We start from the raw sequence: 26,323 nt of genomic DNA on the forward strand, positions 1-26,323 counted from the left end.
ATGTTGTGATTTTGTAGATAAAATACCTATTGGTTTACTTTGTTTTTTATGTTGCCTGTCAGCTCTTTGATTTGTGCCAGTACTTGTTTGTTTGCTGGGATTTGACCGTATCGATATTTGCGATAAAGTGTTTTTAGGGTGTCAATATCATCAGCATTGGCGTCATTTTTTAGGCGGTCAAGCCATGTAAGATACGCCTCGCTCGCTCCTCGTGCCATACTCTTGTCTTGCTTGGCAAGTGCATTGGACAATCTAATAAAAGGCAAGTCCAAAGCGTGATACCTCACTCGTCGCCCATACATCACCACCACCACAAATACCACCATCAATCCCACGATGCTCCCCACCAACACCCAAAATTGGCCTGCAAAACTGCTGATGTTTAGCCATTTAAATAGTGAGTTTTGTTGTTTGTCTTGGTTGTAGCCCACCACGTTTTTTTGCCAATAATAGCTCATTTGGTCAGAATAACGTCTTAGTGCTTGTAGTGTTTTAAATTGTTGATAACTCCACTGTGCCACCACACCATCGCCAAACATGGAAGCTCCTCCCATTTGAGTTACCGCATTCATGCCCTGCTCCACCCTATCTGGCGACACAAAAGACGTGGGATCTATACGTACCCAGCCTCGCCCTTCTAGCCAGACCTCTGTCCATGCATGAGCGTCCATTTGCCGAACCTCCCAGCTTTTACCATCACGTCCAAGCTCGCCACCTTGATAGCCAGCAACAATACGTGCAGGAATACCTGCCGAACGCATCAAAAAAGCAAAACTAGAAGCATAATGCTCACAAAATCCAGCCTTTGTTCCAAATAAAAACTCATCAATGCGATTATTAATCAAAATAGGTGGCGATAGCGTATAACTAAACCCTCCTGTACTGATAAATCGTTGCACTTCTTGTATGTAGGTAATGGGATTGCCTGTTTTGGCGTACAATTCTTTGGCAAACTCCTTTGATTTGTCGTTGCCATCAGTAGGCAACATGAGATTTTGGTTTTTTTGTTCTTGACTAAGATAAACGTCTATCTTGGCATCATCAAAATAGCTTGATTGGTACTGCCTTTGATTGCTGATAGGATAATAGCTTTGCAAGGTAAAATTATCTGTCATGCCCAAGCCACGTTCGGCATACAAATACGGATAATCCAAAGCAAATAGCCAATTTTGTTCGGTTGGCTCCAAAATCACACGATAGCGATGTTCTGTCCCTTTATAGGCACTCATCGCCCAAGATGGCGTACTTGCTCCATCACGAGACGACCAAAAATTGGTAGAATCATCGCCTTGTCGCCATGTAACCCCATCAAAATCACTAAATACCAAGCCACGCCAATACATCTGCTGACGGCTTGGCATTTGCCTGTCAAATTCAACACGAAAAGCAAGCTCGGTAGATTGACTAAGATTTGAAAAATCCCCAGGCGACATACTGTCTGACACCCCTGTGGTGGCGGATTTTCCTGCCATGGGCAACGACCAAAGTGGTGGCAATCTAGGAAAGAACAAAAACAGCACCACCAAAAGTGGCACAGCAGGCAAACCAATCATGGCCAAAGCTCGAAGCCTACCATCGCCATCATTATTTCCTTCATCGCTTAGTGTGATAAAGCCCAGCAAGGCAGTCATCAAGGCGACTAGACCAAGCAACATCGTGCCAAGATTCTGCCCCATCAAAAACGCCGCCGCCAGCACAAACAGCACCAGATGTAGCACCACATACGCATCACGCTTATTGTACAGCTCCCATGTTTTACCCATCAGACACAGCACCAAAAAGCCCACCGCCACATCTACCCCAAAACTGCGACCAAAGCTTACCCATAACGCCAACACACCCACCCCAAACATCGTCAGCTGAATGAATCGATAGCTTAGTTTTAGTCGTCCACCAGTGATGCGATTGACAAACGATTTTATGCTGGGTTTTTGCATAATGGCACTGATGACAAGCAGTACCAAAATCCAAATGGGCAAACCCATCAAATGCGGCAACACCACCGCGACTACCGCCATCAGCGACCAATGGTAAGCAGGCAGGGCAAACATGCTTTTTAGGGGGTGTTTGATGGTAAATGACTGAGCAAGTTTTTTACCCAGTCCAAATTCACAAAAGTTATTATTCATAAAATAAAGAGATGTTTATATTTGATTAGATATTGGCATATTTTGATGTCTGCTTTATGGTCAATTTGGCAGTATCATTGATGAATTTTTGGGTACTTTAGATGACAAAACAAATGACGATTTATTCTTAAAAATTAACCGTCAATATGGAAAATACAAAATAACATCAAGGCTCTTGGGCGAGGCGTAATAGGCACTGACGTACAAAATCATCGCCCACACCAATATCGCCATGACCACTAGGAAGTATCAACATAAATGGCACACCCAAACCTGACATGGATTGCACAGCGTGGCTAAGTTCGCCCAGTTTGGATTCGTGCATGGCAGATGGCATGTCCTCATAACGCAAACACCACTCACGCCCCCCAGTATCACTAAAATGCTTGGTAAGCATACCCATGCCTCGTGCTGTGTGAGCCCATGATACCCTAGATAGGCTCTCGCCTTGCTCATACTCATCTAACATGTCAAAATCATCTTGACCTGCCCTACTCATCGCACTTTGTTCATCGCCATCGCTGTCTACCATTTGTCTGATGCTTTGCCAATCAAAAGAGATGGGCTTGGGGTAAACATACATAGGGCTTGCCAGATAAACATACGACCACGCACGCATGACACCCAAAGGATATCGACTGCTAATCGTCAAACGAGGCAAAGTCATTACGCCACGATTTGAAGCGTAGACTGGCACTTTAACCAACATCGACCCACTCACAGCAGGTACGATAACTTGACTTTTGGTGTTTTCTGTCTTTGTCCAGCCATCAAATCTCAACACCACTTGTCTAGATGGTTTGGCACTTCTACTGGATAATTCTAAGGTTACATAGCCTACGGATTCAGCTTCCACCAATTCAGTCTCAACCAAACGAATATCCAAACCAGATATTTGCACAAAAGTATAAAATACCGAAACAAGCCAAATGCCGAACAAATAAAAACACAGCCCCAAAACTAAGTTGTTGCCGTAGTTAATACCTGTAATAAACGTTGCAATCAGCAATAACACAAACAACAGCCCTGCTCGACTAGAAAAAATATAGACGTTACGAAGCCCCAAGGACACGCTATCTTGACGTGGAGAACGGCGAGCAAAAAATGCGTTACTTTTATCTTGGAATGAGTTTTCCATCATCTCATCAATGACCAATTAGTCCACCGCCACTTCATCTAAAATCCGCCCAGCAATCGTGCTTTTGGTTAGACCACCTAGATGATGAAATGGCACAAATCGCTGACCCAGTCTATGGTCTGCCACCGCCATGAATACCGCTTGCACATCATCGATGGAGACATTATCTTGACCCAACACATAAGCATGAGCCTGACAAGCACGTTTTAGGGCAAGCACGCCACGTGGCGATAGTCCGTGATATTCTCGACTAGACCGTGTCTTAGCCACCAGTCTTTGGATATAGTCTAGCACCACAGGAGCAATGTACATCGCCTGAACTTCTTGCTGGGCTTGTCTGACTTCATCTGGCGTTAAGATGGCGGTAAGCCCACTTAGCATGGCACGTCTGTCTTGTCCTTCTAAAAGTTCTCGTTCCGCCTTTAAGGAGGGATAACCCAAGGATACGCACATCAAAAATCGGTCTAGTTGCGACTCTGGCAAAGGGTAAACCCCTGCTTGTTGAGTAGGGTTTTGGGTAGCAATCACAAAAAATGGCTTTGGAAGCTCATAAGTTTGCCCATCTTGGGTAACTTGCTTTTCTTCCATCGCTTCCAATAGAGCTGATTGAGTTTTTGGGCTAGAACGGTTGATTTCATCTGCCAAGAGTAGCTGAGTGAACACCGCTCCTTTTCTAAATGTGAAGCTATGCTCGCTTTGATTATAAATCATCATACCCAAAATATCGGCAGGTAACATGTCATTAGTAAACTGTATGCGATTAAAATCCAGCCCCAATAACATCGCCAATGCATGTGCCAAGGTGGTCTTACCCATGCCGGGCAAATCCTGCAATAACAAATGTCCATCAGCAAAAATACAAGATACCGCCAACGTTACCACTTGCTCTTTGTCAAGAATGATTTGGTTGAGTTCATGAAGTAGTTGTTTGGCTTTTGGTTGAATTTGGGAATTTAGCATAATATTTCGGTCTATCAACTGATGATTGATGGCACAACATGAATATACGAAAACCCCCAATGTAATATTGGGAGTTTTTCGGCGGTATCATCACGCCTCTTCGGCAGGTGGTGGGAATACAATCTCGGTACTGGCAGGTTGTAGATAATCACCCTGTAAATACCTCGCCCCAACCGACCACGCCATCGACATCGTAGAAGCTTCCTCGATGTATGGCATGATGACATTAGCACTTTTTTCGTTGGCACTATGAATTAGCCCTTGTAGTGCCGATAAGTTATCTGGCCTATCTAGATCTTTGGTGTAGCTTCTAGCAAGACGTACCACATTTGGCGACAGATATTCTAATATCTCAGCAGATTTTGCAGTTACACCAAAACCATTCATGCCCACAGGGCAGTCGATATTAGCCAGGGCGATGAACTGACGTTTTGCCACCGCCATATAATCCACCAAATCCTGCTCATTAAATTGCAAGGTTAATACCTGATGGTCGCCACCGATGGCTCTCACCAGCTGTGTAATGACACCTGCTAAGCTGGTATCCGCCAATGATGCTGATGATAACCCCACCAAAATACGTGCGGTTGGCTCTGTTTGGCGAATGGTCGCCAAGTGCTTGCTGGCATTGATGAGCATCCAGCGATCTAGCTTATCGAGCAAGTTATGTTTTTTGGCAATCGGCACTAGCTTATCATAAGTCATCTCGGTACCATCAGCTTGTGGCAGTGTAATAAACACCTCAAATAAGCTACTGCTGTCCGTCTCAATATCATAAAGCGGCTGATATTTTAAAATCAGTTTATTCTGGGTCAGGGCAGTCTGTATATACTCCGCCATTGCTGAGTCATCTTCACCTGCGATGCTGCTGATATCAAAGACCTTAACCTTCATACTCTCATCATCAGGATTCATTTCATGAGCGGTATCCATTGCACGGCTTAGCACCACACTCGCCTCAGGCGTGTTAGTCTCCATAACAACCACACCCACCGACAGGCTGGTTGTTACAGTACGGCTACCCACCTCAATCAGCAACCCTGCCACACGCTCAGATAACTGCTCAGCAAGTGCTTGTGCTTGTTCTTTATTAACACTCTCAACCACCACCGCAAAGCTACTATCACTAAAACGCCCAACAAAAGCCGTATGAGATTTTTTGGCAGTTTCGTCAAGCACCCAACCCACTTGCTTAATAGCAGTATCCACCCCAGCAAGCCCTGTGCTTGAATGAATTTTACCCATACCGTCCACACGGACATAAAGCAGGGCTGCTGATTTAAGCTCGCCACGAGCTACCTCGCCACGTACCGCCTCCAATCGCTCGGTAAAGGCGAGACGGTTTGGCAATCCTGTCAACGAGTCCTGACGCTCGGCTTCGGCAAGTTTTTTGGCAAGCTCAGCACTATTACCCTCATTTTGTTGGATAATCATTTGCGTAACAGGCTCGCCCTCTAAGGTGGCAGCGGCCAATTGTAGCTTGGAAGCAAAAGTCGAACCATCGGTGCGTTTACTCTCAAAAGCAAACTCCACCTGCGAGCGGTCTCCTTTGTCAAATTTACGCAAAAACTGCTTAAAACCTTTGACGTTATCGCCACCTGCAATCAAATCCACCACAGGCACGCCAATGATCTCTTCCATCGCCTTATAACCAAACATTTCAAGATAAGGGTCATTGGCAAAAATATGCACCCCTTGATCGATGTAGGCCACCGCTGATTTTGAGTTTTTGATGAGGATATTGGCACGCTGTTCTGCTTCTTTTAGAATGCTTTTTAGGTGGTTGGTTTGGCGTTTGGCACGGATATAAGCCGCTTGCAAACAGATGGTTGCCACAATGAGTTTATCATCGCCACGCACCAATGACTTAACCATATCGCCATGTATGACCTCAGGACTGCCCTGCTCGTTGAGACTTGCTTGTTCAGCACTTTGCACCAAGTGAATAACAGGCAGGCTAACTTGCTCCTCTTGAATGATACCCACCACATCGGTAAAGTTCATGTCATAGGCACGATGAAACACCAACACATCCCATTCTTGACGCAGTGATTTGACAAATTCAGCCTTATCGTCCCAAAAGCCCAAATTCACTTCATCAAAATAAGCCGATAAATGCTCAATCAAATGCTCGGCATACAGCTGTTCTTCATCGATAAATAATAAATTTAAAACATTTTTTTTCATAAAATTACGCACATCTAAAAAAATTAAGAAATGGCGGTAAACCATACCTCAAATCCGCCACCTTATCTCCAAAATCATTGCAAGATTCATGCCTGCTTGATACAAATTGTACGACTTTTGTATACCAATATTGCCAACACCTCTGCAATATCAGCTAGACAATCGCACAATTTGATATTGCTCAATTTCATCGGTGGTCAGAATATTACGCTCCAAGCGAAGTTCCATTTCTTTGTTGTCGATACGAAGCACCACATAATCGCCTGTCTTAAAATGATAACGAGGCATAATTAATGTACTTTGTTCGCTTAGACTGTCGCCGTCTACCAACAAGGCATGGACAAACTCTTGGCTTCTACCGTCTTGTTTTCGTAGACGAATGCCCACTGCCATCAGCACACGCCCCAAAAATCGACCATCGACTTGCACAGCGTTATTTGATTTTTCAACCCAATGCACCACACCCAATCGCCATGGATTTGTGTTGATAGACTCAGGTGATCTGATGGCAAACAGACCATAAATGTGCAGTTTGGGTCCAAGCGATAATATCCCCTCATCATCTTCTTTTTCTTCATCAAAATGAAAACGCACCACCGTGTCGTTTTTATAGGTAACGCTTACCATTTCTTTGGCATGGTCTGCACCGACAATGGCAGGGTTCATCTGTACACGAAACTCCGCTGGCAAACTTCGCTCACGAATCATGCTGGATAAATTTTGTCCACCTGACATTTCGTGAAATACCGAAGAAAAACCGATTAATAGTTCAGACCCTCTTTCATAGCCACCGCCCTGTTTTTCTTGCAAGGTTCTTTGTTCAAAGGCAAGTAGCACCATCTTGGCAAAACGTGCCTCAAACAGCGACTGTGCCGTACCGTCAGCATGCTCCCCTGATGACACTTGCTCCATATAAGCCACAAAATCCCCCAAATCAAAGAACAAACAACGATACTCATTGCTGTATGGGTTGATGGAGGCATAAGGTGTGATGACTTCCGGTGGCTGTGAGCCTTGCAAATTGACAAAAACACGAAACTCAGGACGTGCCTCAAAGGTGGCTTTAAAATATTTTGTCCATGATGGCAATACCTTAAAGGCATTTAGAATATCTTGTCTGCGGTAAGCAAAAAAGTTACCAAAACTTGCGGCACACGCTTGCATATACTGGTCATAAATGGAGGTTTTGGGATAGCTATGAGCAAAATCCGCCATTTGAACATCTTTTATACCCACGCTCAGCGCTTTTAAGTACCAAGCGTTAATCTCCCTCCAAATGACAGGAGAAACCTTTTGGTAGAGCAAAGCATACTCCAAAAGCAACTTAACATACAACACCATCATCTGATGAATGCTGTACGCCAAGATATCCCTATCAGTACTAAGTGTGCCAGATTTTTTGGTAGGGATAAGCTTCCCTAGCCATTTTTTGCCATCGCCTGCCCCTCTTGCAATGTCCTGATGACGCAGTGCCACATTGCGATATACCAAAATCATCAAAAAATACAAACTACGCACCTCATACACTGAGGCTTGCTGTTCACTAGATAGACTTTGGTTTTCATAGATATAATCAGCATGCATCTGTTCAACCGTACGCCCAACAAGCACCATGAGTTTATCCATCAACACTAATCGCTCACCATCTAGGATGTTAGCCACCAAAATCTCACTCAATGTGGTCTTGAGTTCTGTGTACTGCTCGTGTTTGGATTTGACAGATAGCAGTGTCGCCCACGCATCAAACACGTCGCCAGCTTGACCAATGTGCGTAAAAACAACCTCTTTTTGGGTAAGGGGGGCACTAATTAGACGTTCGAATTTTTGCAGGGTAATCATCATCTATCTCTTTACTAAGCCACAACCATTTAAAACAGTCCACTCATCTCATGGTAAAGACCTATTATAACAAAATATTAACATCTGTCCATTCAAATCATTGCATTCAAATGACATTTAAAGGCTTTTTATCCAAAAAAAATAAAGGCACGACCAAACATCGTGCTTTATTCACAAACTTGTCATTGATTACCAGTCATCATCACTATCATCATCGTCCCATTTGGCGTACGTCTTAGATGGGTCGATACCCTGTGATTTTAGGTAGGCGACTTGCTCTTCTAGGGTGCGTGATTTTTCGGCATCATGCATGACATCGGTTAGGCTATCTAGCTGTTCTTTTGAGATGGTTTGATTTGACATAGTGATACTCGGCTATTTATTAAGATTTAGGGCTTTATCAGTTGCTTGCCACAGCGAACCCTGATTGACAGATGCAATCCACTCTGCCAATTCAAGCTCATCTAAAACCCAAAGCACATCTGATTTTGAAACCTGTATACGACTAACAGCATGAACATCAGCATGTTGGCGAGCGACGATGTAACTTGCAGTCCCCTTATCAATCACTTCATTGAGAGCCCTCCCCAACACTTGCTCTGAAAACGGCGAAACCACATTAGGCAGCATAGACACCACCTGTCGCCATTTTAGGGGCATGACAAACGACACCTCAATGAGCGTACCTCCACGAAAGGCATGAGCCGTGCAATTTACCAAAAACTCTCCATCTAATACCAAAGCAGGCTTTAAAGAAGCCATGTCATTGCCAATACGTCGAGGCCGTACCATCTCCTGAGGCTCATTTTTGGTATCTGCTTTCGGTTCTGGGTTGTTTGGCTTAGGAGGAGTTAAAAGCGCTGTTTTTACACTCTCACCTGTCGCTTGCCAGCCCTTAGATTTATTAAAATCAAGTGAGTTAAATGCCGACTCTAACATTTTGATAAAATTGCTCTTGTCATCAAAATAATGTACACTCTCCCCCTCTTGCAGTCGCAGTAACGCCAAAAAATCGGGTAATTTTTGGTCGTCTGCACTCTTGGCGTCATGATGCACAAAAACCAGCACAGGCTTATTTTTTGCTTTTGCATTGGTGTAACTGACATGAAGCTGGCTTACACCTGTGGCATTGGGCTTACCATAGTGATTACCCACCACGACCAACACCACATCAGCAGCATTGATGCAACGCCAACCATAGCTTGCCGTCTCTGCACGAGACAACACCAAATCCTTGGTTAAAAAGGCACGGCTTTCAAAAAATATCGCCACATCGTCCAAAGCACCAACCAACAAAGGGTCGTCTGCAACACAGGCAACATGAACATGATAGCGATGATTTAACATGAACACCTCATAACAATAACAAATAAAAAACGGTCGTATACAAAATCAGCAACAACCATTTCCATGACACTCTAATCTAGCATATTATTATAAAGAATTTTTAAAAAAATAAAAACACCTTTTTATGGCGATTTATCAATTTTAATGACCTCTATTTTTGTCTCGCCGCTAAGCTGATAGATGGTAGACATCAGCTCATCATCTAGATAAGTAGCATACAGCGACAAAGGCTGACGCACGTTGGCGGTGGTCTCTATCCCAAAAAATGCAAGTAAATGCTTAACCCTTTGGGCGATGGCAAACCCTGAGTCGATGAGCTGTATGTCAAGCCCCTCTTTATCCAAGAATGTTTGCAAAAATCCCTTAAAAAACGGATAGTGCGTACAGCCAAGCACAATCACATCCACCCCGTCATCCGCCCATTTTTGTACTTGCTTGGTCAAAAGCCCCACCACCTGACTGTCAATAGGCATGCCATGCTCCACCCACGGCACTAAGGCTGGCTCAAAATGCTGATGCACCATCACGCCTGCTGGGGTGGCGATATGGTCGATGACATCTTTGAGCAAATATCCACGCAGTGTCGCTTGGGTGGCAAGCACGGCAATCTTTTGAGATTTGGTAATAGCACAAGCAGGCTTCACCGCTGGCACCAGCCCCACAATCGGCACAGTACAACGCTCACGAAGTACATTTAGGGCGTAGGCAGAAGCACTATTACAAGCGATGACGATCAGCTTGCACCCACGCTTACACAGCCTTGCTACCGCCTGCAAAGTCAGCAGTAAAATCTCATCGCCTGATTTGTTGCCATAAGGCACATTGGCGGTATCGGCATAATAGATGAACCGCTCATTTGGCATGAGGGATTTTAGTTGTAAGTACACCGACAGCCCCCCCACCCCAGAATCAAAAACACCGATGGGAGCGGTAGGGTCGTCCTTAAAATCAGGATGCTGAACAATCATAATAAACCAAAATTAATTAGAAACAATCCGATATTCATTGCCACCACTGGTTAGAACAAGCACAGTCCGCCCTGCTTCCTCCACCAGCTCGCCCATCTCCACCAAATGATAAAAGACATTACGATTAATGCGGGCAGTCAAATTAAACCGCATATCCACATACAATCGATGCTCCGATGAGCCATCTTGGGTGAATTCCTTAAAATACGGCACATGTTCATCTAACAACAAAACATCGCCATGCACCGTCATAAACACGATATGTTCTTTATCGTTCAAGTATGTTTTATCCACACGACTAATAAATAACGGCGTATCCACGACCGTAATTTGGTATTTGTCGGTGGGGGTTTTTAAAAAATAGTGCTTTTGCTCGCCCTCGCCTTCTGCCCATAAAACACTGGCAAATAAATCCACCAAACTTTGGCGAGTGATTTTATGCCCCTCATGATACCAGTCGCCACGCTCATCGATGACGATATCAAACGGCGTGATGGTACTCGGTGACCATTTATCCAGTGGTGGTATTTTTCGCTCATTTGTCAGTGTTGTTAAAAATTTAGTCAATGGATTATCATTAATTTTTCCATCAAATGCCATGCCAATCCCCAACGACAAATATTGGGTTAATTTTGCCTAAAATTTCCTAAAAAATCAAACAAAATTAAAAATACAGCCGTACCAGTCATTATTTTTATGGGGAATTTCTAGAATTTACTTGCCTAATTTGCTAAGATTGGTAGAATATGGCTGTTTTGATATATTTATCAAATTTATACCAAGATGACGGTATCGTCATTAATTAGCCAAAAGTGTATTAGCACCCAAGCCAATAGGATAAAGTATGCAAGATATAGAACGAGAATCTATGGAGTTTGATGTCGTCATCGTCGGCGGTGGCGTCTCAGGTCTGTCTACCGCCATTCGCCTAAAACAGCTTGCCAATGAAGCTGGTATGGACGAGTTTATGGTTTGTGTCGTTGAAAAAGGCTCAGAGTTTGGGGCTCATATCCTATCTGGGGCGATTATGGAGACTCGTGCCTTAGACGAGCTTTTGCCTGACTGGAAAAACATGGATGCTCCCATCACAGTACAAGCAAAAGAAGACCGTGTCTATATGATGCTAAACGACACACACGCCGTCCAAACCCCAAGCGGTGTCGTGCCAAGAGCCCTACATAATGACGGCAATTACATCGTCTCACTAGGTAATGTCGTGCGTTGGCTCGCCCAAAAGGCCGAAGAAATGGAAATCATGCTGTTTCCTTGTTTTGCCGCCAGCGAAATCCTCTACAATACTGACGGCTCTGTCAAGGGTGTGCGTACAGGCGACATGGGCGTGAATGCCAATGGCGAGGCCAAGCCCTCCTTTGAGGCAGGCTATGACCTACTTGCCAAGTATACCGTTTTTGCCGAAGGTTGTCGTGGACATCTGGGTAAACGCCTCATCAGCCGATTTAATCTTGATAAGGGCAAAGACCCCCAACATTATGGCATTGGTCTAAAAGAGTTATGGGAAATCCCTGCCGATAAGCACGAAGAAGGCGTGATTATGCACGGCACAGGTTGGCCTCTGTCTGACACAGGAGCAACAGGTGGTTGGTTCTTGTATTTTGCCGAAAACAACCAAGTGAGCTTTGGGCTTATTAGTGATTTATCTTACACCAACCCTTATTTTTCGCCCTTTGACGAAATGCAACGCCTCAAACTTCACCCCCTAATCCGCCCCATTTTAGAAGGTGGTACTCGCCTATCATATGGAGCAAGGGCGCTCGTCAAGGGCGGTCTAAACAGCCTACCCAAGCTAACCTTTGCAGGTGGCGTACTGGTGGGCGATGACGCAGGTCTACTAAACCCCGCCAAGCTCAAAGGCACGCACACTTCCATGAAGTCGGGCATACTCGCTGGCGAGGCGATTTTTAACGCCATCAAGGCAGGACGAGCGAACGATGAAGTGGTCGAATACCAAAGTGCTTTTGAAAATTCATGGCTGTTTGAGGAGGCTCACGAAGCTCGCAACTTCGCCCCTGCCATTCATCGCATGGGTACGCTCATGGGTGGTGCGTTCACCTTTGTTGAGCAAAATATCATGGGTGGTAAGATGCCTTTGACCATTCATGATGGCACGCCTGATTTTGCCAATCTTGACAAGGCTGACCATGCCTACAAGCCTGACTACCCAAAACCAGATGGCAAGCTTACCTTTGACAAGCTATCAAGCGTCTTCATCTCAAATACCAACCATGCCGAAGACCAGCCTTGTCATCTAAGACTGACTGACCCCACCGTCCCAATCAGCAAAAACTTACCCATATACGCAGAGCCTGCCCAGCGTTTTTGCCCTGCTGGGGTTTATGAAGTGGTGGCAGATGACAACGCCCCAGAGGGAGCAAGATTTGTCATTAACAGCCAAAACTGCGTCCACTGCAAAACCTGCGACATCAAAGACCCATCTCAAAACATCACGTGGGTTACGCCTGAGGGCGGTGGTGGTCCCAACTATCCAAATATGTGATAAAAAATGCAAACCAAGTTCTATTATAGAACTTGGTTTTTGATACCGCCGAATTTAACACATCAAGTGCATGCCACACACCAATAAACACCAAAATTTAAATGGTGCGATATACACTCTACCGATGTATGGTTGTTTGTGGGTTTGGTACCATACCCAATTTACCCCAAACCCCAAAGCTCCATGCTAAAATAGCCCCATTATGATGGCATATGAGGTAGAACTCAAACAAAAGGTATTAGCCCACTTAGGACAATGTGACAATATCAGTACAGTTTGTACTACCTATAATATTTCAAGAGGCACCTTGTATGCTTGGATTAAAAACAAGAACAAGGACGTACTGTGTATAACTCATTCCACGACTACCTACACTGGTGTAGCAGTATGGATAGAAAATTTTTAAGCCTGATTGGCACACAAGTCAGTGTTCCCCAAATTAACCCAAACACCAATCAGTTCTACCGAACAGTTTATCAAGGCTAACCAAAGGAGAAACTTTATGAAAAACATCACAGTTTTATCCATCATCTTATCATCAGTACTTTCTTTAACTGCCTGTAGTACGCTAGATGGCTATGGACAAGAGGCGGGGGCGAATGGTAAGCCAACACCAAGATTCAAAAATGCTAGGGGAGGGGAGATTTTAGGCTGTCAAAAGGAAATAATACCTGCCAGTGATGGCGGTGCGTGGCTAGAATATTATAACCTACCCCCAGAAATTGGCGGTAACTTTATCTGTGAAAATGGCAAGCCCAAACTCCCAAAAGACTGTCAAGGTCGGGAGATTCGTAGTGAAGCGGAATTTATTGCTTTTTGGGAAAAACATCAACTTCCTATTGGTCTAAAATACTTTGAATGTGTGAATGGTCAGCCACGCATTCCTGCAATACAGTTAGAAGCATGGAAGCAGATGGAAAGAGAAAAACCCACCTGCAAAGATTCTCGTGGTCGTAAACGCCCTTGTGTATAATATTGCGGTATGATGTGGGGTATACGACTACAGTTATAGACTTACCATTTGAGCTTTCTTGATTAAATCATGTTTATTTTCAGGGTAAGCGGCAATTATTTTTGCGTCCAGTCCTGAGCGGTGCATTTAAATTGACCACCAGTCTCCCAAAAATGCGATTTTCTGGCTTTGACCAGTCGTGTTGTTCCTTTTTGGGATTTTAGGACGCAAAAGCTTGCCTTATGATAACGATAACGGTATTTTTTCATATCTTCGGCGGCGACTTTTATATATATTTCATAGGGGCTATTGTAAATAAATTTATGTGAAACATCATAGCCATAACTAACACAATGACCATTATAATGAAAATTATTTTCTTGTAATGGTAGTAATTTTGGGTCTTCGCCACCCATATCCCTAAGATAAAAACTGCTGATTTCTTTATTGGCATTTAGACTAAAACAGGGATAATCATCCACCAAAGAAATCAACACTTCGCCATCTTCTTTACTAAGATTAACAAATGAATTGGCATAACCCATTGAAAGAGAGGATAGTGTCATTAAAATAATAAAAAACTTATACATCATTGCGTGTTATTGGGTGAATTTAGCAATCACAAAGAGTAGATAATTAAGAATAGGTAATCATCATTTTTGCGTCCAGTCCTGATCGGTGCATTTAAATTGACCACCAGTCTCCCAAAAATGCGATTTTCTGGCTTTGACCAGTCGTGTTTTTTCTGTTTTTAAAATACAAAAGTTGGTAGTAGAATAAATGTGGCTACTACTTCTATTTCCTTGTATGTCATTTGGACTATTTTGTATATAGGCATTATTATAACCACCGACATATACACTAAACGGAGTGTTGTAGGGAAAGTCTTTATGATGGTCTACAGTAATACAAGTACTTTCATTAAAGCCAAATTTTTCTTTGCCAATTTTATGTGAATAATTGTACTTATAACCATCCAATCCCCTAGAAGCTAACCCAATATGATAAATGGGCTCATTATCTGCTAAATAAAAGCAGGGGTAATTATTTTTTAGGATAATAAGTATTTTACCATCTTCTTTGGCAAGAGTTGATGTAGAATGAACATGACTAGAGAATAACAATGCAAGTAAATAAAAAGGTATTTTAAGCATGATTATCTCTTGGAAGTAGTTGTTTATTGGAAGGGTTGTTTTTAAGTTCTTTCAAAATGCTATCAATAAGAGGCATTCCTTTTGTGTATGGATGAGGACTAGGAGATGTGTGGTTATTTGTGGTGTCTATAAAATAATCTGCAATCATGCTACTTTTATACTTTTTACACTACCCCAAAATCGCCACCGAACTGATGTTTGACATTATGACAGGCATAGGTATTCATCACTTGCATCAATTCACAGGTACAGCAACGATTAACGGCTCTACTTTACCCAGTATCTCCAAAAGGAGGATGGGGTTGACCAACCTAGTGTCATTTAAACCACTACTTCTTACATGTTCTTACCTCTCATCTTAAACCAACCTCCCACATCGTCCATAAGCGTATAAACCACAGGAATCACCACAAGGCTTAAAAAAGTAGAAGTAATAAGGAGATGCCTACCACAAAGCGAGCGGACGGAATGTCTTTGACCGTCTGGCTAATGGCTTTTTCTATCTCGACCTTAGTAGGTCGCTCACCGTGCGTCTTTGGTGCATTCATGTTGTATTTGATTGCCTCAGGCACGAGTGGATGTAGGTGCATTTGCCACCAATGGCTACGGTGCGTTTTCGCCCGCTGGTTATAGTATGATGTCGGCATTTGTCGCAGAAGTGTTTTTGACGGCGGTATTTTTAATCATCATCATGGGTTCAACGCACAAAAATGCCCCCGCAGGCTTTGCACCGATTGCCATTGGCTTGGGTCTTACGCTCATTCATTTGATTAGCATTCCTGTTACCAACACATCGGTGAACCCTGCCCGTTCTACGGCGGTGGCACTGTTTGTGGGTGGCAATTCGTTATCGCAACTGTGGCTGTTTTGGGTAGCACCTATCATCGGTGCGGTCATTGGTGGCGGTCTGTATGCTTGGCTTGGCAGTGAAAAAGCAGATAAAGTATAACAAACTTGATAAAAACCCCAGTGCGTGCTGGGGTTTTTGATGTCAGGTGTAAGTGGTGGCTTTTATGTCCAATATAAATCCCTTAATCTGCCCCTTTCTTTGCTTAACCGTGCTTTTTGCTTAATAAAATCGCCATTCCAATCATCAACACCGCTTACTATTTAACAACTTTACTCGCCACAATCTTATTAATGACGAGCTTTAAGACGATTGACTTTTAATGAGTTTTAATTTATTGGTTTGGATTTCAATATTTTTTCAAAAGTTGTGGTTATCAATAAATAGCATGAACAGTAAACCACAAAATTCACTAGATTTTTTACTATGGTGGTGTTAAAATTAAAAAAAAAATTTAGATGAGATAATTTTATGACTGCCACCAATTTTAAAACAGTAAACCAAACCTATCGCCAATTAATTGGTAATGGACTAACTTACTCTATTCCAAGATTTCAGAGAGATTATAGTTGGACGGCTGATGAATGGGACGATTTATGGCAAGATTTATTAATTGCCATTGAGGATAAAGCAAACAACAAAGACAGCTCGCATTATATGGGTTATTTAGTCTTACAGTCAAGTGATGATAAAAATTTTGATGTCATCGACGGACAACAACGCTTAACCACACTAAGCATTGTTGTTTTAGCTGGCTTAAAAAATTTGCAAAAGCTCATTAACACCCATCCTGAATTTGCTCAACAAAATCAGCAACGCTTAGAGCAGTTACGGCAAACTTATGTTGGCTATTTAGATCCAATTACATTACAACCCAAGTCTAAATTAAATTTAAATAACAACAATGACTATTTTTACCAGAATTATTTAGTTACTTTATCAGAAAAAATACCACAAAGAAATATTAGGTCATCAGAACATTCTCTACGAAAAGCATTTGAATGGTTTGATGATAAGATTGCCAAATACATTAAAAATAGCGAACACAAAGGGGTGGAAATTGCAACCTTTATTGGCAATATGAGTGATTTATTATTTTTTACAGTAATTACCGTAAATGATGAATTAAATGCCTATAAAGTGTTTGAAACATTAAATGCTCGTGGCATTAAGCTATCATCGACCGATTTATTGAAAAATTATTTATTTTCTATCATTCACAAAGAAACTGATCATTTGGACAATAATCATGAATTAAATGGTTTGGAGAGACATTGGAATAAAATTGTGGAACGACTTGGCTCGGAGAGCTTTCCTGATTTTTTAAGAGTCTTTTGGAACAGCAAATACTCTTTTGTCCGTCAAAATGAGTTGTTCAAAAGAATTAGAGATAAAATAACCAATCGTGCAGAAGTATTTTCATTAATCAGAGAGATCGATGAAAATATTGACTTGTATTTGTCTTTAAATAATCCAAGTTCAGCAACCAACTGGTCTTTAAATGCCAGAAAGCATGCTGAAATATTAAAGATGTTTAATGTAAAACAGCCTTACTCTTTACTTATGTCTGCTTATCGTAACTTTAAGACTGATGACTTTGAAAAAACATTAAAGGCTTGTGTTACCATCTCGTTTCGTTACAATGTTATTGGCGGATTGCACACAGGAGAATTAGAGCGTGTTTACTATAAAGTATCGGAAAAAATCAATGAAAATATCCACTATTCAGACATGATTTTACTACTAAAAGAGGTTTATGTAAAAGACGAGCATTTCAAATCCTATTTTTCAGACAAAATTTTAAAAACCACTTCATCAAGGAACAAAAAAGTCGTCAGATACATTTTGACAGAAATAGAATATAAAGAAAGTAGCATCAATAATCCCGCCTTAGATGATGTGGATGTTAATATTGAGCACATCTATCCTGAGAATCCCGATGAAGGTTGGGAGGTTTTTGATTTCAAAGATGGCGAATCCATGACTTATAGACTTGGCAATATGGCATTGTGTGAAAAAAGAATAAATAGTCAAATGGCAAATTTGGAATTTGAACAAAAAAAACCTGTGTTGGCTCAAAGTCATTTTAAAACCACGAGAGCAATTGCTGATTATTCAGATTGGAATCCAGACACCATTACAAAACGCCAACAATCCATGGCAAAGGTCGCTACAAGCATTTGGCGGATAGACCAATTAAGCTAACCCTATAAGGCTTTACGCCCCCACAAACTCCCCACTATCTTTAAGCCACAGCCTTATCATCGCTTGTGTTAGGGCGGTTTTGTTGGGCTGACTGATGAGATGTTTTGCCAACTGCTCAGCGATGTGAAGTAGCCTTTCATCTCGTACGATGTCTGCCAGATAGTAGCCCATGTCCCCCGTTTGGCGTTTACCCAGTAACTCGCCTGCCCCCCGAAGCTCTAAGTCTTTTTGGGCGATGACAAAGCCATCTGTACTGTCTCTTAGGATATTTAGCCTCTCGATGCCTGTGGGCGATAAAGGCATTTGATAAAGCAGAACACAAAAGGACTTTTCTGAGCCACGTCCCACCCGTCCACGCAGTTGGTGGAGCTGGGAAAGCCCCAGTCGTTCGGCATTTTCGATGACCATCAGGCTGGCATTTGGCACATCTACCCCCACTTCGATGACGGTGGTGGCGACCAGTAGGTCAATATCACCATCTTTAAAGGCGGTCATGACAGCTTGCTTGTCGGCAGGTTTCATCTTGCCATGCACCAGCCCGATGCGTATGTCCAGCCGTTCGCACAAGTCCTCATAAAGTAGCTCAGCAGACTGTGCGTCCAGCACATCTGACCCCTCTACGAGCGGGCAGACCCAGTAGGCTTGTTTGCCATTTTTGCAATTCACCCGTATCCGCTCGATGACCTCATCTCGGCGGTCTCGGCTGACGGTTACGGTGGTAATGGGCGTACGGTTGGGTGGTAATTCATCGATGACCGAGATGTCCATATCGCCATACATACTCATGGCGAGCGTACGGGGAATGGGCGTGGCAGTCATGGCAAGCTGGTGGGGAGTCGTGCCTGTCGCCCCTTTGCCGATGAGTTTTAGGCGTTGCTCCACGCCAAAGCGGTGCTGTTCGTCAATGATAACGAGTCCCAATTTGGCAAACACCACCCCATCTGAAAACAGGGCGTGCGTCCCCACCACGATTTGCACTTCGTTGTTCGCTATGGCAGTTAGGTTTTTGGTGCGTTCTTTGGTGGTTTGTTTGCCAGCCAGATAGCCCACGCCCACGCCAAGTGGCTCAAACCACTTTTTAAAGTTAGTAAGGTGTTGCTCCGCCAAAATCTCAGTCGGTGCCATGACCGCCACTTGCCAACCGCCATCAATGGCATGACAAGCAGACAGTCCTGCCACCAAAGTTTTACCCGCTCCGACATCGCCCTGCACGAGGCGTAGCATGGGTTTGCTGGTGGTCAAATCCGCCACAATCTCATTCACAACACGACATTGGGCAGATGTGGGGGCAAAGGGTAGATCTGCCAGTAGTGCTTGGGCAAGAGGGCTTACTCGCTCGCACAGGGGGGCTTTGTAGGCGTGCAAATTTTGTTTGCGGTACAAAAATACCAGCTGATGAGCGGTCAGCTCCTCAACAATCAAACGCTGACAAGCAGGGTGCGTGCGGTCGGCAAGCCCATTTAACAAAGCGGTTTGACTAAAAATATCCGCCTGTGGATTTGGCAAATGTATGGCGGTCAATGCCGAAAGCAAATCGCCCTGTGATGTCATGCCCACACGAGCAAACTCATCATCGGACAGACAAGTCAAAGGACTTTGGCGGACAGCATTGAGAGCAAGGCGGATAAGCTGGCGAAGTTTATTTTGGTGGAGTTTTTTAATGGTGGGGTAAATCGGCAAAAGCCCACTTTCAAGCACTCTGGTGCCTGTGATGTGGTATTCTGGGTGCGACATTTGCACGCCGTAGCGACTAATCTTGATTTCGCCAAAAGCGGTGATGTTTGCCCCCACCGTCATCGTGGCGAGCAAGGCGGGATAGGTTTTAAAAAATTGGAGCACCACCGTACCTGTGCTATCGCTAAGACTGACCGAGAGTCGTCCTTTGTTGCTTACCACATCGGTAATGACCCCTGCAATCATGCACGATTGCCCATTCATCACTTGCCCCATGGGTATGGCACGGCTACGGTCTTCGTAGTCTCGTGGCAAATGCATGAGCAAATCAAAAATGCGATGAATGCCAAGCTCGGCAAGCTGACCTGCTAAGGCTTGTCCCACGCCTGCTAGGGCGGTAATGGGTAGGGTTGCGGTGGCATGGACATTATTGGCAGAATATATCATGGCAAGCACTATGGAGGATTGTGATGAATTATCATCATTTTAAAGGCAATATCCCAAATTAACAAGGAGTTAAATTTAGAAATTTTTGCCAAAATCTTCGCCACCTGCACTCATCATTGACTTACCAAACAACCTTTTAACCAAAAAAACATGCCATTCATACGAAAATGGTATAAACGGCGTAATAAACCCTACCAAAAACCGCGAATATCGCGTAAGTTTTTAGATACATTATTTACAATTTGGCGACTTTTGGTGTAAAATGATGGACAGTATACCTAATTTTGTGATGCATAAAACACATATACTGGCGGATGGCATTACCATCGCCATAACACAAAGAGAAGACACACATGGCAAAAGTAGCAACCGAACAATTGCTTGACTTTAAATACACAGGCACCAACAGCAGAGGACAAAATGTCAAGGGCGAATTGACCGCCAAGAGCATTGAGCTGGCTCGTGCCCAGCTTAGAAAGCAAGGCATCATCGTCCAAGATGTTCGCCAAAAACCCAAACCATTGTTTGGTGGCAAAAAAGCCATTAAAGCCCTTGATATCGCCATTTTTGTGCGTCAGCTTGCCACCATGATGAAAGCAGGCGTGCCACTTACTCAGGCTTTCGAAATTGTCGCAGACTCTCTTGAAAACCCCAGCATGAAAGATTTGGTGCTACAAGTCAAAGCAGATATTGAGGCAGGTAGCAACTTTGCCACCGCTCTTCGTAAGCACCCTAAGTATTTTGATGATCTATTCTGCTCACTGGTCGAATCAGGCGAGCAGTCAGGTGCTTTAGAAGTTATGCTTGAACGTGTTGCCACCTATAAGGAAAAAAGCGAGCTACTAAAAGCAAAAATCAAAAAAGCGATGAAATACCCCATCGCAGTTATCATTGTAGCCATCATTGTTACTGCCATCTTGCTTATCAAAGTTGTACCAGTCTTTGCAGAAATGTTTGAAGGCTTTGGTGCACAGCTGCCAACTTTTACCCAAATGGTTGTGGACATGTCAAACTGGATGGTAAAATACTATTTGGTGTTCTTTGCGGTCTTGGCAGTCTTTGCCATTGCATTTAGTCAAGCCAAGCTACGTAGCAAGAAATTTAGAGATTTCCTAGATAGACTAACATTAAAACTTCCTATCTTTGGTGACATTGCCTATAAAGCCATCGTTGCTCGTTTTTGTCGCACCCTCTCCACTACTTTTGCTGCTGGTGTGCCACTCATTGATGCCCTCGATTCTACCGCAGGAGCTACCAATAACGTGGTATTTTATAATGCCACCCAACAAGTCAAAGAAGATGTGTCGACGGGTCAGCAAATGCAATTTGCCTTGCGTACCACCAATTTATTCCCCAGCATGGTTATTCAGATGGTTGGTATTGGCGAGGAAGCAGGTAGTCTAGAAGAAATGCTGGATAAAGCCGCAACATTCTACGAAAACGAAGTAGATAACGCTGTTGACGGACTCACCAGCCTGATGGAGCCAATGATCATGGCATTCTTAGGCATTGTCATCGGTGGTTTGGTTATCGCTATGTACCTACCAATCTTCATGATGGGCGATGTTATCGGATGATGGATCTATTGCTGGAAAATGTTTACCTCTCACTTGCCCTAGCTGGACTGCTGGGGCTTTGTGTTGGCAGTTTTTTAAATGTGGTCATTTATCGTACGCCTGTCATCATGAACAGAGAATGGCGTAAAGACACGGCATATTTTTTGGGCACACAATCAGACCTTGACCCAACCCATGTCAAGCCCATACAGGAAGTTATCGCCAAAGACACACCTTTTAGTTTATCGCTACCACCATCACGTTGTCCTAAGTGCAACCACCAAATCCGCTTTTATGAAAACATTCCCATCATCAGTTGGTTGATACTGCTTCGTGGACAATGCTCAGGGTGTGGCAACCCCATCAGTGCTCGTTACCCAATGGTAGAGTTTGTCACTGCCATTTTATCAGTGCTGGTCATTTATATACTAGGAACAAATATCATGGGAGTGTTGGGTCTCATTTACCTATGGATACTCATCGCTCTTACAGGCATCGATTTTGACACACAGTTATTACCCGATCGCTTCGTCTATCCACTAGGCATGATTGGGCTTGCTAGCAACAGTTTTGGTGTTTTTACCACCCTAAACAATGCAGTGTGGGGTGGACTGCTTGGGTTTTTGTCGCTATGGTCTGTCGCTAAATTGTATGCCATCATTACCAAAAAAGATGGTATGGGAGCAGGCGATTTTAAGCTGCTAGGGGCATTAGGTGCATGGCTTGGTGCTGGCATGCTACCCTTGCTGATTTTGGTATCCGCCCTACTTGGTTCCATCGTAGGCATCATTCTCATGAAACGCTCTGGCGAAAGCAAGCCTTTTGCTTTCGGTCCTTATATTGCCATCGCAGGCATCATTACTCTTTTGTGGGGTCAGGACATCATGAGTTGGTATTTGGGTATGTATCAAGCATAAAATCAAAAAAGTGCTTGCTATTTAAAAAATACCTGCTATAATAGGGTAAATTTTAGGCGTATAGCTCAGTTGGTTAGAGCACCACCTTGACATGGTGGGGGTCGATGGTTCGAGTCCGTTTACGCCTACCATATCTAAACCCCTTGAAACCATTGGTTTTAGGGGGTTTTGCTTTGTCTGTTTAAATCTGCTTACAAAATAAAATATGCGTATTTTTAGCTTTGCCATACTTTGTTTTATAAACATAAAGGCATAAATAACAAAACACCGCCCAAACTTTCATTTAAGCGGTGCTTTTTCCTTTATTCCAATAATCGCCAAATCGTGTGTTTGTCCAATATTCCTGTTTTATTGTTGGTAACGGCTTTTATCATCGCCTGTGCCAAAAGTGGCGTGGGTAGGGGCGTATGGGATTTTAATAAACCAATTTTATTCAAAGTTAAAATCAGTTTTTCGGCAAGTCTTTCGCCAAATCTATCGCTATTTTCTCTGACCAATAATGGCGGTCTAAAAATACTGAATTTTTCAAAATTTAATGCGATTACCGCATTGTCCAATTCGCCTTTTATTCTAGGATAAAAAGATGGGCTATTTGCATTTGCCATATCTGATGAAATCAGCACATAATGTTTAACGCTATTTTGTTTGGCGATTTTGGCAAAATTATATTGATAGCTATAATCAATTTTATATTGTGCGTCTTTACTGCCCGCTTGTTTTAAAGTTGTGCCAAGACAGCTAAATAACACATCGCCTGTTACTTTGTTTTGCCAAGTATCGGGATTGTCAAAATCAATGATTTCTACATTTAATTTTGGGTGCGAAAAATCAAGTGGTCTTCTGACAAATGCCGTTACCTTATCAAAGTCTGAATGGTTTAATAACAACTGGGTCAAAGGCTTGCCCGTTGCCCCTGTCGCTCCAATGATAATGGCATGCATTTTTACTCCAAAGTGTGTTGTGTTTTCAATAAAGCTCATTATAACCCAAATTAAACAAAAACATCAAATCAATACCGATTAAACTTCCCTGCCTTTTGCTCTGCCAATCTTTTTAACACAGCCTTGGCAAGCAGATGGTCAGAATACGGATTTTGCCCTGTAATCAGCTCACGGTCTTGCACAATAAACGGCTTATCAGGTTCGCCCACAATCACTTTACCGCCAGCATTACGCAAAGCGTCTTCCATATAAAATTCAATTTTTGCCCCCAGCCAATTTTCCACGCTAAACCCCATCACAATAAACCAACCACACACTCTGCAATAAATGGGATAATTTAAAACGATGTGGGATAAGTTAAGACAGACCATTTTGCAAGGGCGTTACACTGGGTGCAACAAGTTGAGTGGGGCATAAATTTTGAGTTTTGGGAAAAGACAGGTAAAAACACCTGTCTTTTTTGTTACCCTATTTTAGCACATAAGCTCACGGTGGTCCGGATTTTGTGCCGATTTTAGAAGACCATTGGATAGAGTATCCGCCTGTTTATCTGTATTTTTTGCAAAATAGCCAGAAAATTGGGCGGATTAAGGTGTGGATTGATTTTTTATTGGAAAAGGCAAAAATATTACAAAATCAATAAAAAACACCGCCCAAATTCCCACTTGGACGGTGTTTATTTTTCAATAAATCACAAATCAAACTCTTCCATAACTTTTACGTGCAAACGCACATCCACATTGCCACGCGTTGCATTAGAGTATGGGCAAACTTCGTGGGCTTTTCTAATCAATTTCTCAGCATCATCACGGCTAATACCTTCTACCGTAATGGTAATGTCCAAATCCAATGCAAACGCCCCGTCCGCTTTTTGACCGATACCCACCGCAACGGTAGTGCTAGACTTGGTCGGCTTAATGTTCAAGCTTGGAGCAACGTGGTTCATCGCACTGTCAAAACATGCCGCATAGCCCATCGCAAAAAGTTGTTCTGGGTTGGTGCCAACTTTGCCTTCTGTATTTTGAAAGCCAACCAAATCAAAACCGATAGAGCCATCGTCCACTTGGGTTCTGCCATCACGTCCGCCACTTGCGGTTGCACTGGTGCGGTAAAAAATTTTCATAAATCGCTCCTTAAAGCGTTGTTTGTTAAATTGATAAAAATATTATATAGTAAAATTAAATTGTGTGCAATTATTTTTTTACAAAAAAACCTAATTAAGCCTGATTTTTTAAATTCGCACACGCTGTTGCAAGATTATCAGCAGCAAAAGCAAGAGCAATCACATCCGCCCCAACAACAACAAAACTTGCACCCCATTCAATATAACGTTGTGCTTCTTCTGGTGTGCCAGCAATCGTACCAACAGGCTTACCCCAAGCACGAATATCTTGAATGAGCTTTTTAATGGTTGCTTGCATTTCTTCGCCAGAAAAATCGCCATAGTAACCCATATCCATCGCCAAATCCGCGGGACCTAAGAAAATTGCATCAACACCTTCGGTTTTGGTAATCGCTTCGGCATTTTGTACGCCCAATTTACTTTCAATTTGCAATGCCAAGAAAAGATGTTGTTCGGCAGTTACAGCATAATCAGGAATACGCCCCCAGCGTCCTGCTCTTGCCGCAGGTGCACCAAAACCACGCTTGCCTTTTGGAGGGTAACACATTGACTCCGCGATATATTTTGCTTGCTCACCCGTTTCAATCATTGGGGCGATAATCGATTGAATACCTGCATCAAGTAATTGCTTGATTAACGCACGATTGCTTTCTAATGGGCGAACCACAACGTGGCCACCATAAGGTGCAATCGCACGAGCTTGGGCAAGAATAGTCTCTATCGTATTTGGTCCGTGTTCGCCATCAATCCATAAAAAATCAAAGCCAGACCCAGCGACAATTTCAGCCACCGTTGCCGAGCCTGAAACCAAGCCAAAGCCGATTTGCACTTGGTGATTTTGTACCGCTTGTTTGAATGGATTGTTTAAGTCATTTTTATCAACTACACACATTTTATTTTCCAGCCAGATATTAAAAATAGATTGCCAAAATTTACATTCTTTTTGATAAATAAAGTGGCTCGCCCAATTTTTCAAGCAAATTCAATTCTTGCTCTAACCACGCCAAATGCTCTTCTTCGTCCGCCAAAATCTCTTCAATCAAGTTACGCGTGGTAGCGTCATTGAGCTCTGACACTTGTCTGACCAGTTCATTTAAAGCGGTACGGGCGTTCTTTTGCAATTCGTAATCGTTTTGCAAGGCTTCACGCAAATTTGTGCCGATGTTGGGCTGAGATAGGGTAAAGTTAATCACACCGCCCAAATCAAGCAAACGATTTTGTAGATTTTCAAGCGTCTGTGGCTCATCGGCAATTTTGGCGGTCATTTCGCTGGCAAGTAGGCTTGCCCCTTCGCTCTCAATCACGGCAACGTGGCTTCTGTGCTGAATAAGGGCTTTCCAATAGACAGCCAATAGGTCGTTTAATAAGGTGTGAATTGGGTTCATAACTTGCTCCTTAAAGCGTTAAATTAAAATATAATTTTG

The 26,323-nt window shown here is 43.1% G+C and carries 25 protein-coding genes, 1 tRNA gene and 1 pseudogene; 10 read left to right on the forward strand and 17 right to left on the reverse strand.

The features are described from left to right. Positions 1-26 precede the first annotated feature (26 nt). The 9 genes from Q4B79_RS01930 to Q4B79_RS01970 form a co-directional block, all read right to left on the reverse strand. Positions 27-2,129 carry a DUF3488 and transglutaminase-like domain-containing protein gene (locus Q4B79_RS01930; RefSeq protein ID WP_303084741.1) on the reverse strand — a complete coding sequence of 701 codons (2,103 nt, stop codon included), beginning with the start codon at positions 2,127-2,129 and terminating at the stop codon, positions 27-29. 166 nt (positions 2,130-2,295) lie between these two features. After that, complete coding sequence (locus Q4B79_RS01935; RefSeq protein ID WP_303084742.1) at positions 2,296-3,267, reverse strand: DUF58 domain-containing protein; 972 nt, start codon at positions 3,265-3,267, stop codon at positions 2,296-2,298. Positions 3,268-3,285: 18 nt separating this feature from the next. After that, entirely contained in the window at positions 3,286-4,227 is a 942-nt protein-coding gene (locus tag Q4B79_RS01940) for a MoxR family ATPase (protein WP_303084743.1), read from the reverse strand. A 90-nt stretch (positions 4,228-4,317) separates the two neighbouring features. Then, positions 4,318-6,414 (reverse strand): EAL domain-containing protein, encoded by a 2,097-nt coding sequence (locus tag Q4B79_RS01945; protein WP_303084744.1) that lies wholly within the window; start codon positions 6,412-6,414, stop codon positions 4,318-4,320. Positions 6,415-6,564: 150 nt separating this feature from the next. Then, on the reverse strand, positions 6,565-8,256 hold the full coding sequence (locus Q4B79_RS01950; protein ID WP_303084745.1) for a hypothetical protein: 1,692 nt from the start codon (positions 8,254-8,256) through the stop codon (positions 6,565-6,567). A gap of 186 nt (positions 8,257-8,442) precedes the next feature. Next, positions 8,443-8,616 carry a hypothetical protein gene (locus Q4B79_RS01955; protein WP_303084746.1) on the reverse strand — a complete coding sequence of 58 codons (174 nt, stop codon included), beginning with the start codon at positions 8,614-8,616 and terminating at the stop codon, positions 8,443-8,445. A 12-nt stretch (positions 8,617-8,628) separates the two neighbouring features. After that, positions 8,629-9,600 (reverse strand): hypothetical protein, encoded by a 972-nt coding sequence (locus Q4B79_RS01960; protein ID WP_303084747.1) that lies wholly within the window; start codon positions 9,598-9,600, stop codon positions 8,629-8,631. Between the two features lie 122 nt (positions 9,601-9,722). Continuing rightward, on the reverse strand, positions 9,723-10,568 hold the full coding sequence (gene murI / locus Q4B79_RS01965; protein ID WP_303084748.1) for a glutamate racemase: 846 nt from the start codon (positions 10,566-10,568) through the stop codon (positions 9,723-9,725). A 12-nt stretch (positions 10,569-10,580) separates the two neighbouring features. Further along, a complete protein-coding gene (locus Q4B79_RS01970; protein WP_303084749.1) occupies positions 10,581-11,168 on the reverse strand; it encodes a DUF1285 domain-containing protein in 588 nt (195 codons plus the stop codon). A gap of 244 nt (positions 11,169-11,412) precedes the next feature. Here Q4B79_RS01970 and Q4B79_RS01975 point away from each other — a divergent pair, with 244 nt between their 5' ends. The 4 genes from Q4B79_RS01975 to Q4B79_RS01985 all read left to right on the forward strand — a co-directional run bounded on the left by Q4B79_RS01975 (position 11,413) and on the right by Q4B79_RS01985 (position 14,056). After that, positions 11,413-13,083 carry an electron transfer flavoprotein-ubiquinone oxidoreductase gene (locus Q4B79_RS01975; RefSeq protein WP_303084750.1) on the forward strand — a complete coding sequence of 557 codons (1,671 nt, stop codon included), beginning with the start codon at positions 11,413-11,415 and terminating at the stop codon, positions 13,081-13,083. Positions 13,084-13,288: 205 nt separating this feature from the next. Continuing rightward, entirely contained in the window at positions 13,289-13,489 is a 201-nt protein-coding gene (locus tag Q4B79_RS09630) for an IS630 transposase-related protein (protein WP_368500042.1), read from the forward strand. After that, a complete protein-coding gene (locus tag Q4B79_RS01980) occupies positions 13,429-13,569 on the forward strand; it encodes a hypothetical protein (protein ID WP_303084751.1) in 141 nt (46 codons plus the stop codon). Before Q4B79_RS09630 ends, Q4B79_RS01980 begins: the two co-directional genes overlap by 61 nt. Before the next feature lie 16 nt (positions 13,570-13,585). Beyond that, entirely contained in the window at positions 13,586-14,056 is a 471-nt protein-coding gene (locus Q4B79_RS01985) for a hypothetical protein (protein WP_303084752.1), read from the forward strand. Positions 14,057-14,151: 95 nt separating this feature from the next. Here the strand turns inward: Q4B79_RS01985 and Q4B79_RS01990 are convergent, their stop codons facing one another. Further along, the gene (locus tag Q4B79_RS01990) at positions 14,152-14,601 is read right to left on the reverse strand and encodes a hypothetical protein (RefSeq protein WP_303084753.1); all 450 of its coding nucleotides are present in this window, start codon (positions 14,599-14,601) and stop codon (positions 14,152-14,154) included. A gap of 87 nt (positions 14,602-14,688) precedes the next feature. After that, positions 14,689-15,189, reverse strand: a complete 501-nt coding sequence (locus Q4B79_RS01995; protein ID WP_303084754.1) for a hypothetical protein — start codon at positions 15,187-15,189, stop codon at positions 14,689-14,691. Between the two features lie 146 nt (positions 15,190-15,335). Here Q4B79_RS01995 and Q4B79_RS02000 point away from each other — a divergent pair, with 146 nt between their 5' ends. The 3 genes and pseudogenes from Q4B79_RS02000 to Q4B79_RS02010 all read left to right on the forward strand — a co-directional run bounded on the left by Q4B79_RS02000 (position 15,336) and on the right by Q4B79_RS02010 (position 18,241). Then, positions 15,336-15,551, forward strand: a complete 216-nt coding sequence (locus Q4B79_RS02000; protein WP_303084755.1) for a hypothetical protein — start codon at positions 15,336-15,338, stop codon at positions 15,549-15,551. Positions 15,552-15,675: 124 nt separating this feature from the next. Next, positions 15,676-16,138: pseudogene (locus tag Q4B79_RS02005) on the forward strand (aquaporin); the annotation flags it as partial. Positions 16,139-16,507: 369 nt separating this feature from the next. Beyond that, entirely contained in the window at positions 16,508-18,241 is a 1,734-nt protein-coding gene (locus Q4B79_RS02010; RefSeq protein ID WP_303084756.1) for a DUF262 domain-containing HNH endonuclease family protein, read from the forward strand. Between the two features lie 12 nt (positions 18,242-18,253). Here the strand turns inward: Q4B79_RS02010 and recG are convergent, their stop codons facing one another. After that, a complete protein-coding gene (recG, locus tag Q4B79_RS02015; protein ID WP_303084757.1) occupies positions 18,254-20,362 on the reverse strand; it encodes an ATP-dependent DNA helicase RecG in 2,109 nt (702 codons plus the stop codon). 353 nt (positions 20,363-20,715) lie between these two features. Between recG and Q4B79_RS02020 the strand changes: the two genes are divergently transcribed. The 3 genes from Q4B79_RS02020 (at position 20,716) to Q4B79_RS02030 (ending at position 22,966) form a co-directional block, all read left to right on the forward strand. Then, a complete protein-coding gene (locus tag Q4B79_RS02020; protein WP_303084758.1) occupies positions 20,716-21,939 on the forward strand; it encodes a type II secretion system F family protein in 1,224 nt (407 codons plus the stop codon). Beyond that, complete coding sequence (locus Q4B79_RS02025; protein ID WP_303084759.1) at positions 21,936-22,835, forward strand: A24 family peptidase; 900 nt, start codon at positions 21,936-21,938, stop codon at positions 22,833-22,835. The genes Q4B79_RS02020 and Q4B79_RS02025 overlap by 4 nt, the downstream gene beginning before the upstream one ends. 54 nt (positions 22,836-22,889) lie before the next feature. Further along, positions 22,890-22,966, forward strand: a tRNA-Val gene (locus Q4B79_RS02030). 171 nt (positions 22,967-23,137) lie between these two features. Here the strand turns inward: Q4B79_RS02030 and Q4B79_RS02035 are convergent. From Q4B79_RS02035 to Q4B79_RS02055, 5 genes are all read right to left on the reverse strand, one after another. After that, positions 23,138-23,776 (reverse strand): NAD(P)H-binding protein, encoded by a 639-nt coding sequence (locus Q4B79_RS02035; protein ID WP_303084760.1) that lies wholly within the window; start codon positions 23,774-23,776, stop codon positions 23,138-23,140. 68 nt (positions 23,777-23,844) lie between these two features. Then, positions 23,845-24,060: a hypothetical protein gene (locus Q4B79_RS02040; protein WP_303084761.1), complete on the reverse strand. Its 216-nt coding sequence runs from the start codon at positions 24,058-24,060 to the stop codon at positions 23,845-23,847. Positions 24,061-24,467: 407 nt separating this feature from the next. After that, positions 24,468-24,899 carry an organic hydroperoxide resistance protein gene (locus Q4B79_RS02045; protein WP_303084762.1) on the reverse strand — a complete coding sequence of 144 codons (432 nt, stop codon included), beginning with the start codon at positions 24,897-24,899 and terminating at the stop codon, positions 24,468-24,470. 94 nt (positions 24,900-24,993) lie between these two features. Next, positions 24,994-25,791: an HpcH/HpaI aldolase/citrate lyase family protein gene (locus tag Q4B79_RS02050; protein ID WP_303084763.1), complete on the reverse strand. Its 798-nt coding sequence runs from the start codon at positions 25,789-25,791 to the stop codon at positions 24,994-24,996. A 40-nt stretch (positions 25,792-25,831) separates the two neighbouring features. After that, positions 25,832-26,284, reverse strand: coding sequence for a bacterioferritin (locus Q4B79_RS02055; protein WP_303084764.1), 453 nt, complete (start codon positions 26,282-26,284; stop codon positions 25,832-25,834). Positions 26,285-26,323: the final 39 nt, after the last annotated feature.

Origin of the sequence: Moraxella sp. (assembly GCF_030525845.1) — a bacterium.
In the GTDB taxonomy this organism is placed as follows: domain Bacteria; phylum Pseudomonadota; class Gammaproteobacteria; order Pseudomonadales; family Moraxellaceae; genus Moraxella.

Excerpts from the sequence above, each read along its gene's own strand:
- Q4B79_RS02050 (WP_303084763.1), bottom strand. The coding sequence starts at position 25,791 with ATGTGTGTAGTTGATAAAAATGACTTAAACAATCCATTCAAACAAGCG.
- Q4B79_RS01960 (WP_303084747.1), bottom strand. The coding sequence starts at position 9,600 with ATGTTAAATCATCGCTATCATGTTCATGTTGCCTGTGTTGCAGACGAC.
- Q4B79_RS02055 (WP_303084764.1), bottom strand. The coding sequence starts at position 26,284 with ATGAACCCAATTCACACCTTATTAAACGACCTATTGGCTGTCTATTGG.
- Q4B79_RS09630 (WP_368500042.1), top strand. The coding sequence starts at position 13,289 with ATGGCATATGAGGTAGAACTCAAACAAAAGGTATTAGCCCACTTAGGA.
- Q4B79_RS01955 (WP_303084746.1), bottom strand. The coding sequence starts at position 8,616 with ATGTCAAATCAAACCATCTCAAAAGAACAGCTAGATAGCCTAACCGAT.
- Q4B79_RS01970 (WP_303084749.1), bottom strand. The coding sequence starts at position 11,168 with ATGGCATTTGATGGAAAAATTAATGATAATCCATTGACTAAATTTTTA.
- Q4B79_RS02025 (WP_303084759.1), top strand. The coding sequence starts at position 21,936 with ATGATGGATCTATTGCTGGAAAATGTTTACCTCTCACTTGCCCTAGCT.
- Q4B79_RS01930 (WP_303084741.1), bottom strand. The coding sequence starts at position 2,129 with ATGAATAATAACTTTTGTGAATTTGGACTGGGTAAAAAACTTGCTCAG.
- Q4B79_RS02045 (WP_303084762.1), bottom strand. The coding sequence starts at position 24,899 with ATGAAAATTTTTTACCGCACCAGTGCAACCGCAAGTGGCGGACGTGAT.
- Q4B79_RS01940 (WP_303084743.1), bottom strand. The coding sequence starts at position 4,227 with ATGCTAAATTCCCAAATTCAACCAAAAGCCAAACAACTACTTCATGAA.
- Q4B79_RS01995 (WP_303084754.1), bottom strand. The coding sequence starts at position 15,189 with ATGCTTAAAATACCTTTTTATTTACTTGCATTGTTATTCTCTAGTCAT.
- recG (WP_303084757.1), bottom strand. The coding sequence starts at position 20,362 with ATGATATATTCTGCCAATAATGTCCATGCCACCGCAACCCTACCCATT.
- murI (WP_303084748.1), bottom strand. The coding sequence starts at position 10,568 with ATGATTGTTCAGCATCCTGATTTTAAGGACGACCCTACCGCTCCCATC.
- Q4B79_RS01945 (WP_303084744.1), bottom strand. The coding sequence starts at position 6,414 with ATGAAAAAAAATGTTTTAAATTTATTATTTATCGATGAAGAACAGCTG.
- Q4B79_RS01990 (WP_303084753.1), bottom strand. The coding sequence starts at position 14,601 with ATGACACTATCCTCTCTTTCAATGGGTTATGCCAATTCATTTGTTAAT.
- Q4B79_RS01935 (WP_303084742.1), bottom strand. The coding sequence starts at position 3,267 with ATGGAAAACTCATTCCAAGATAAAAGTAACGCATTTTTTGCTCGCCGT.
- Q4B79_RS01975 (WP_303084750.1), top strand. The coding sequence starts at position 11,413 with ATGCAAGATATAGAACGAGAATCTATGGAGTTTGATGTCGTCATCGTC.
- Q4B79_RS01985 (WP_303084752.1), top strand. The coding sequence starts at position 13,586 with ATGAAAAACATCACAGTTTTATCCATCATCTTATCATCAGTACTTTCT.
- Q4B79_RS02035 (WP_303084760.1), bottom strand. The coding sequence starts at position 23,776 with ATGCATGCCATTATCATTGGAGCGACAGGGGCAACGGGCAAGCCTTTG.
- Q4B79_RS01950 (WP_303084745.1), bottom strand. The coding sequence starts at position 8,256 with ATGATGATTACCCTGCAAAAATTCGAACGTCTAATTAGTGCCCCCCTT.
- Q4B79_RS02020 (WP_303084758.1), top strand. The coding sequence starts at position 20,716 with ATGGCAAAAGTAGCAACCGAACAATTGCTTGACTTTAAATACACAGGC.
- Q4B79_RS02010 (WP_303084756.1), top strand. The coding sequence starts at position 16,508 with ATGACTGCCACCAATTTTAAAACAGTAAACCAAACCTATCGCCAATTA.
- Q4B79_RS02000 (WP_303084755.1), top strand. The coding sequence starts at position 15,336 with ATGCTACTTTTATACTTTTTACACTACCCCAAAATCGCCACCGAACTG.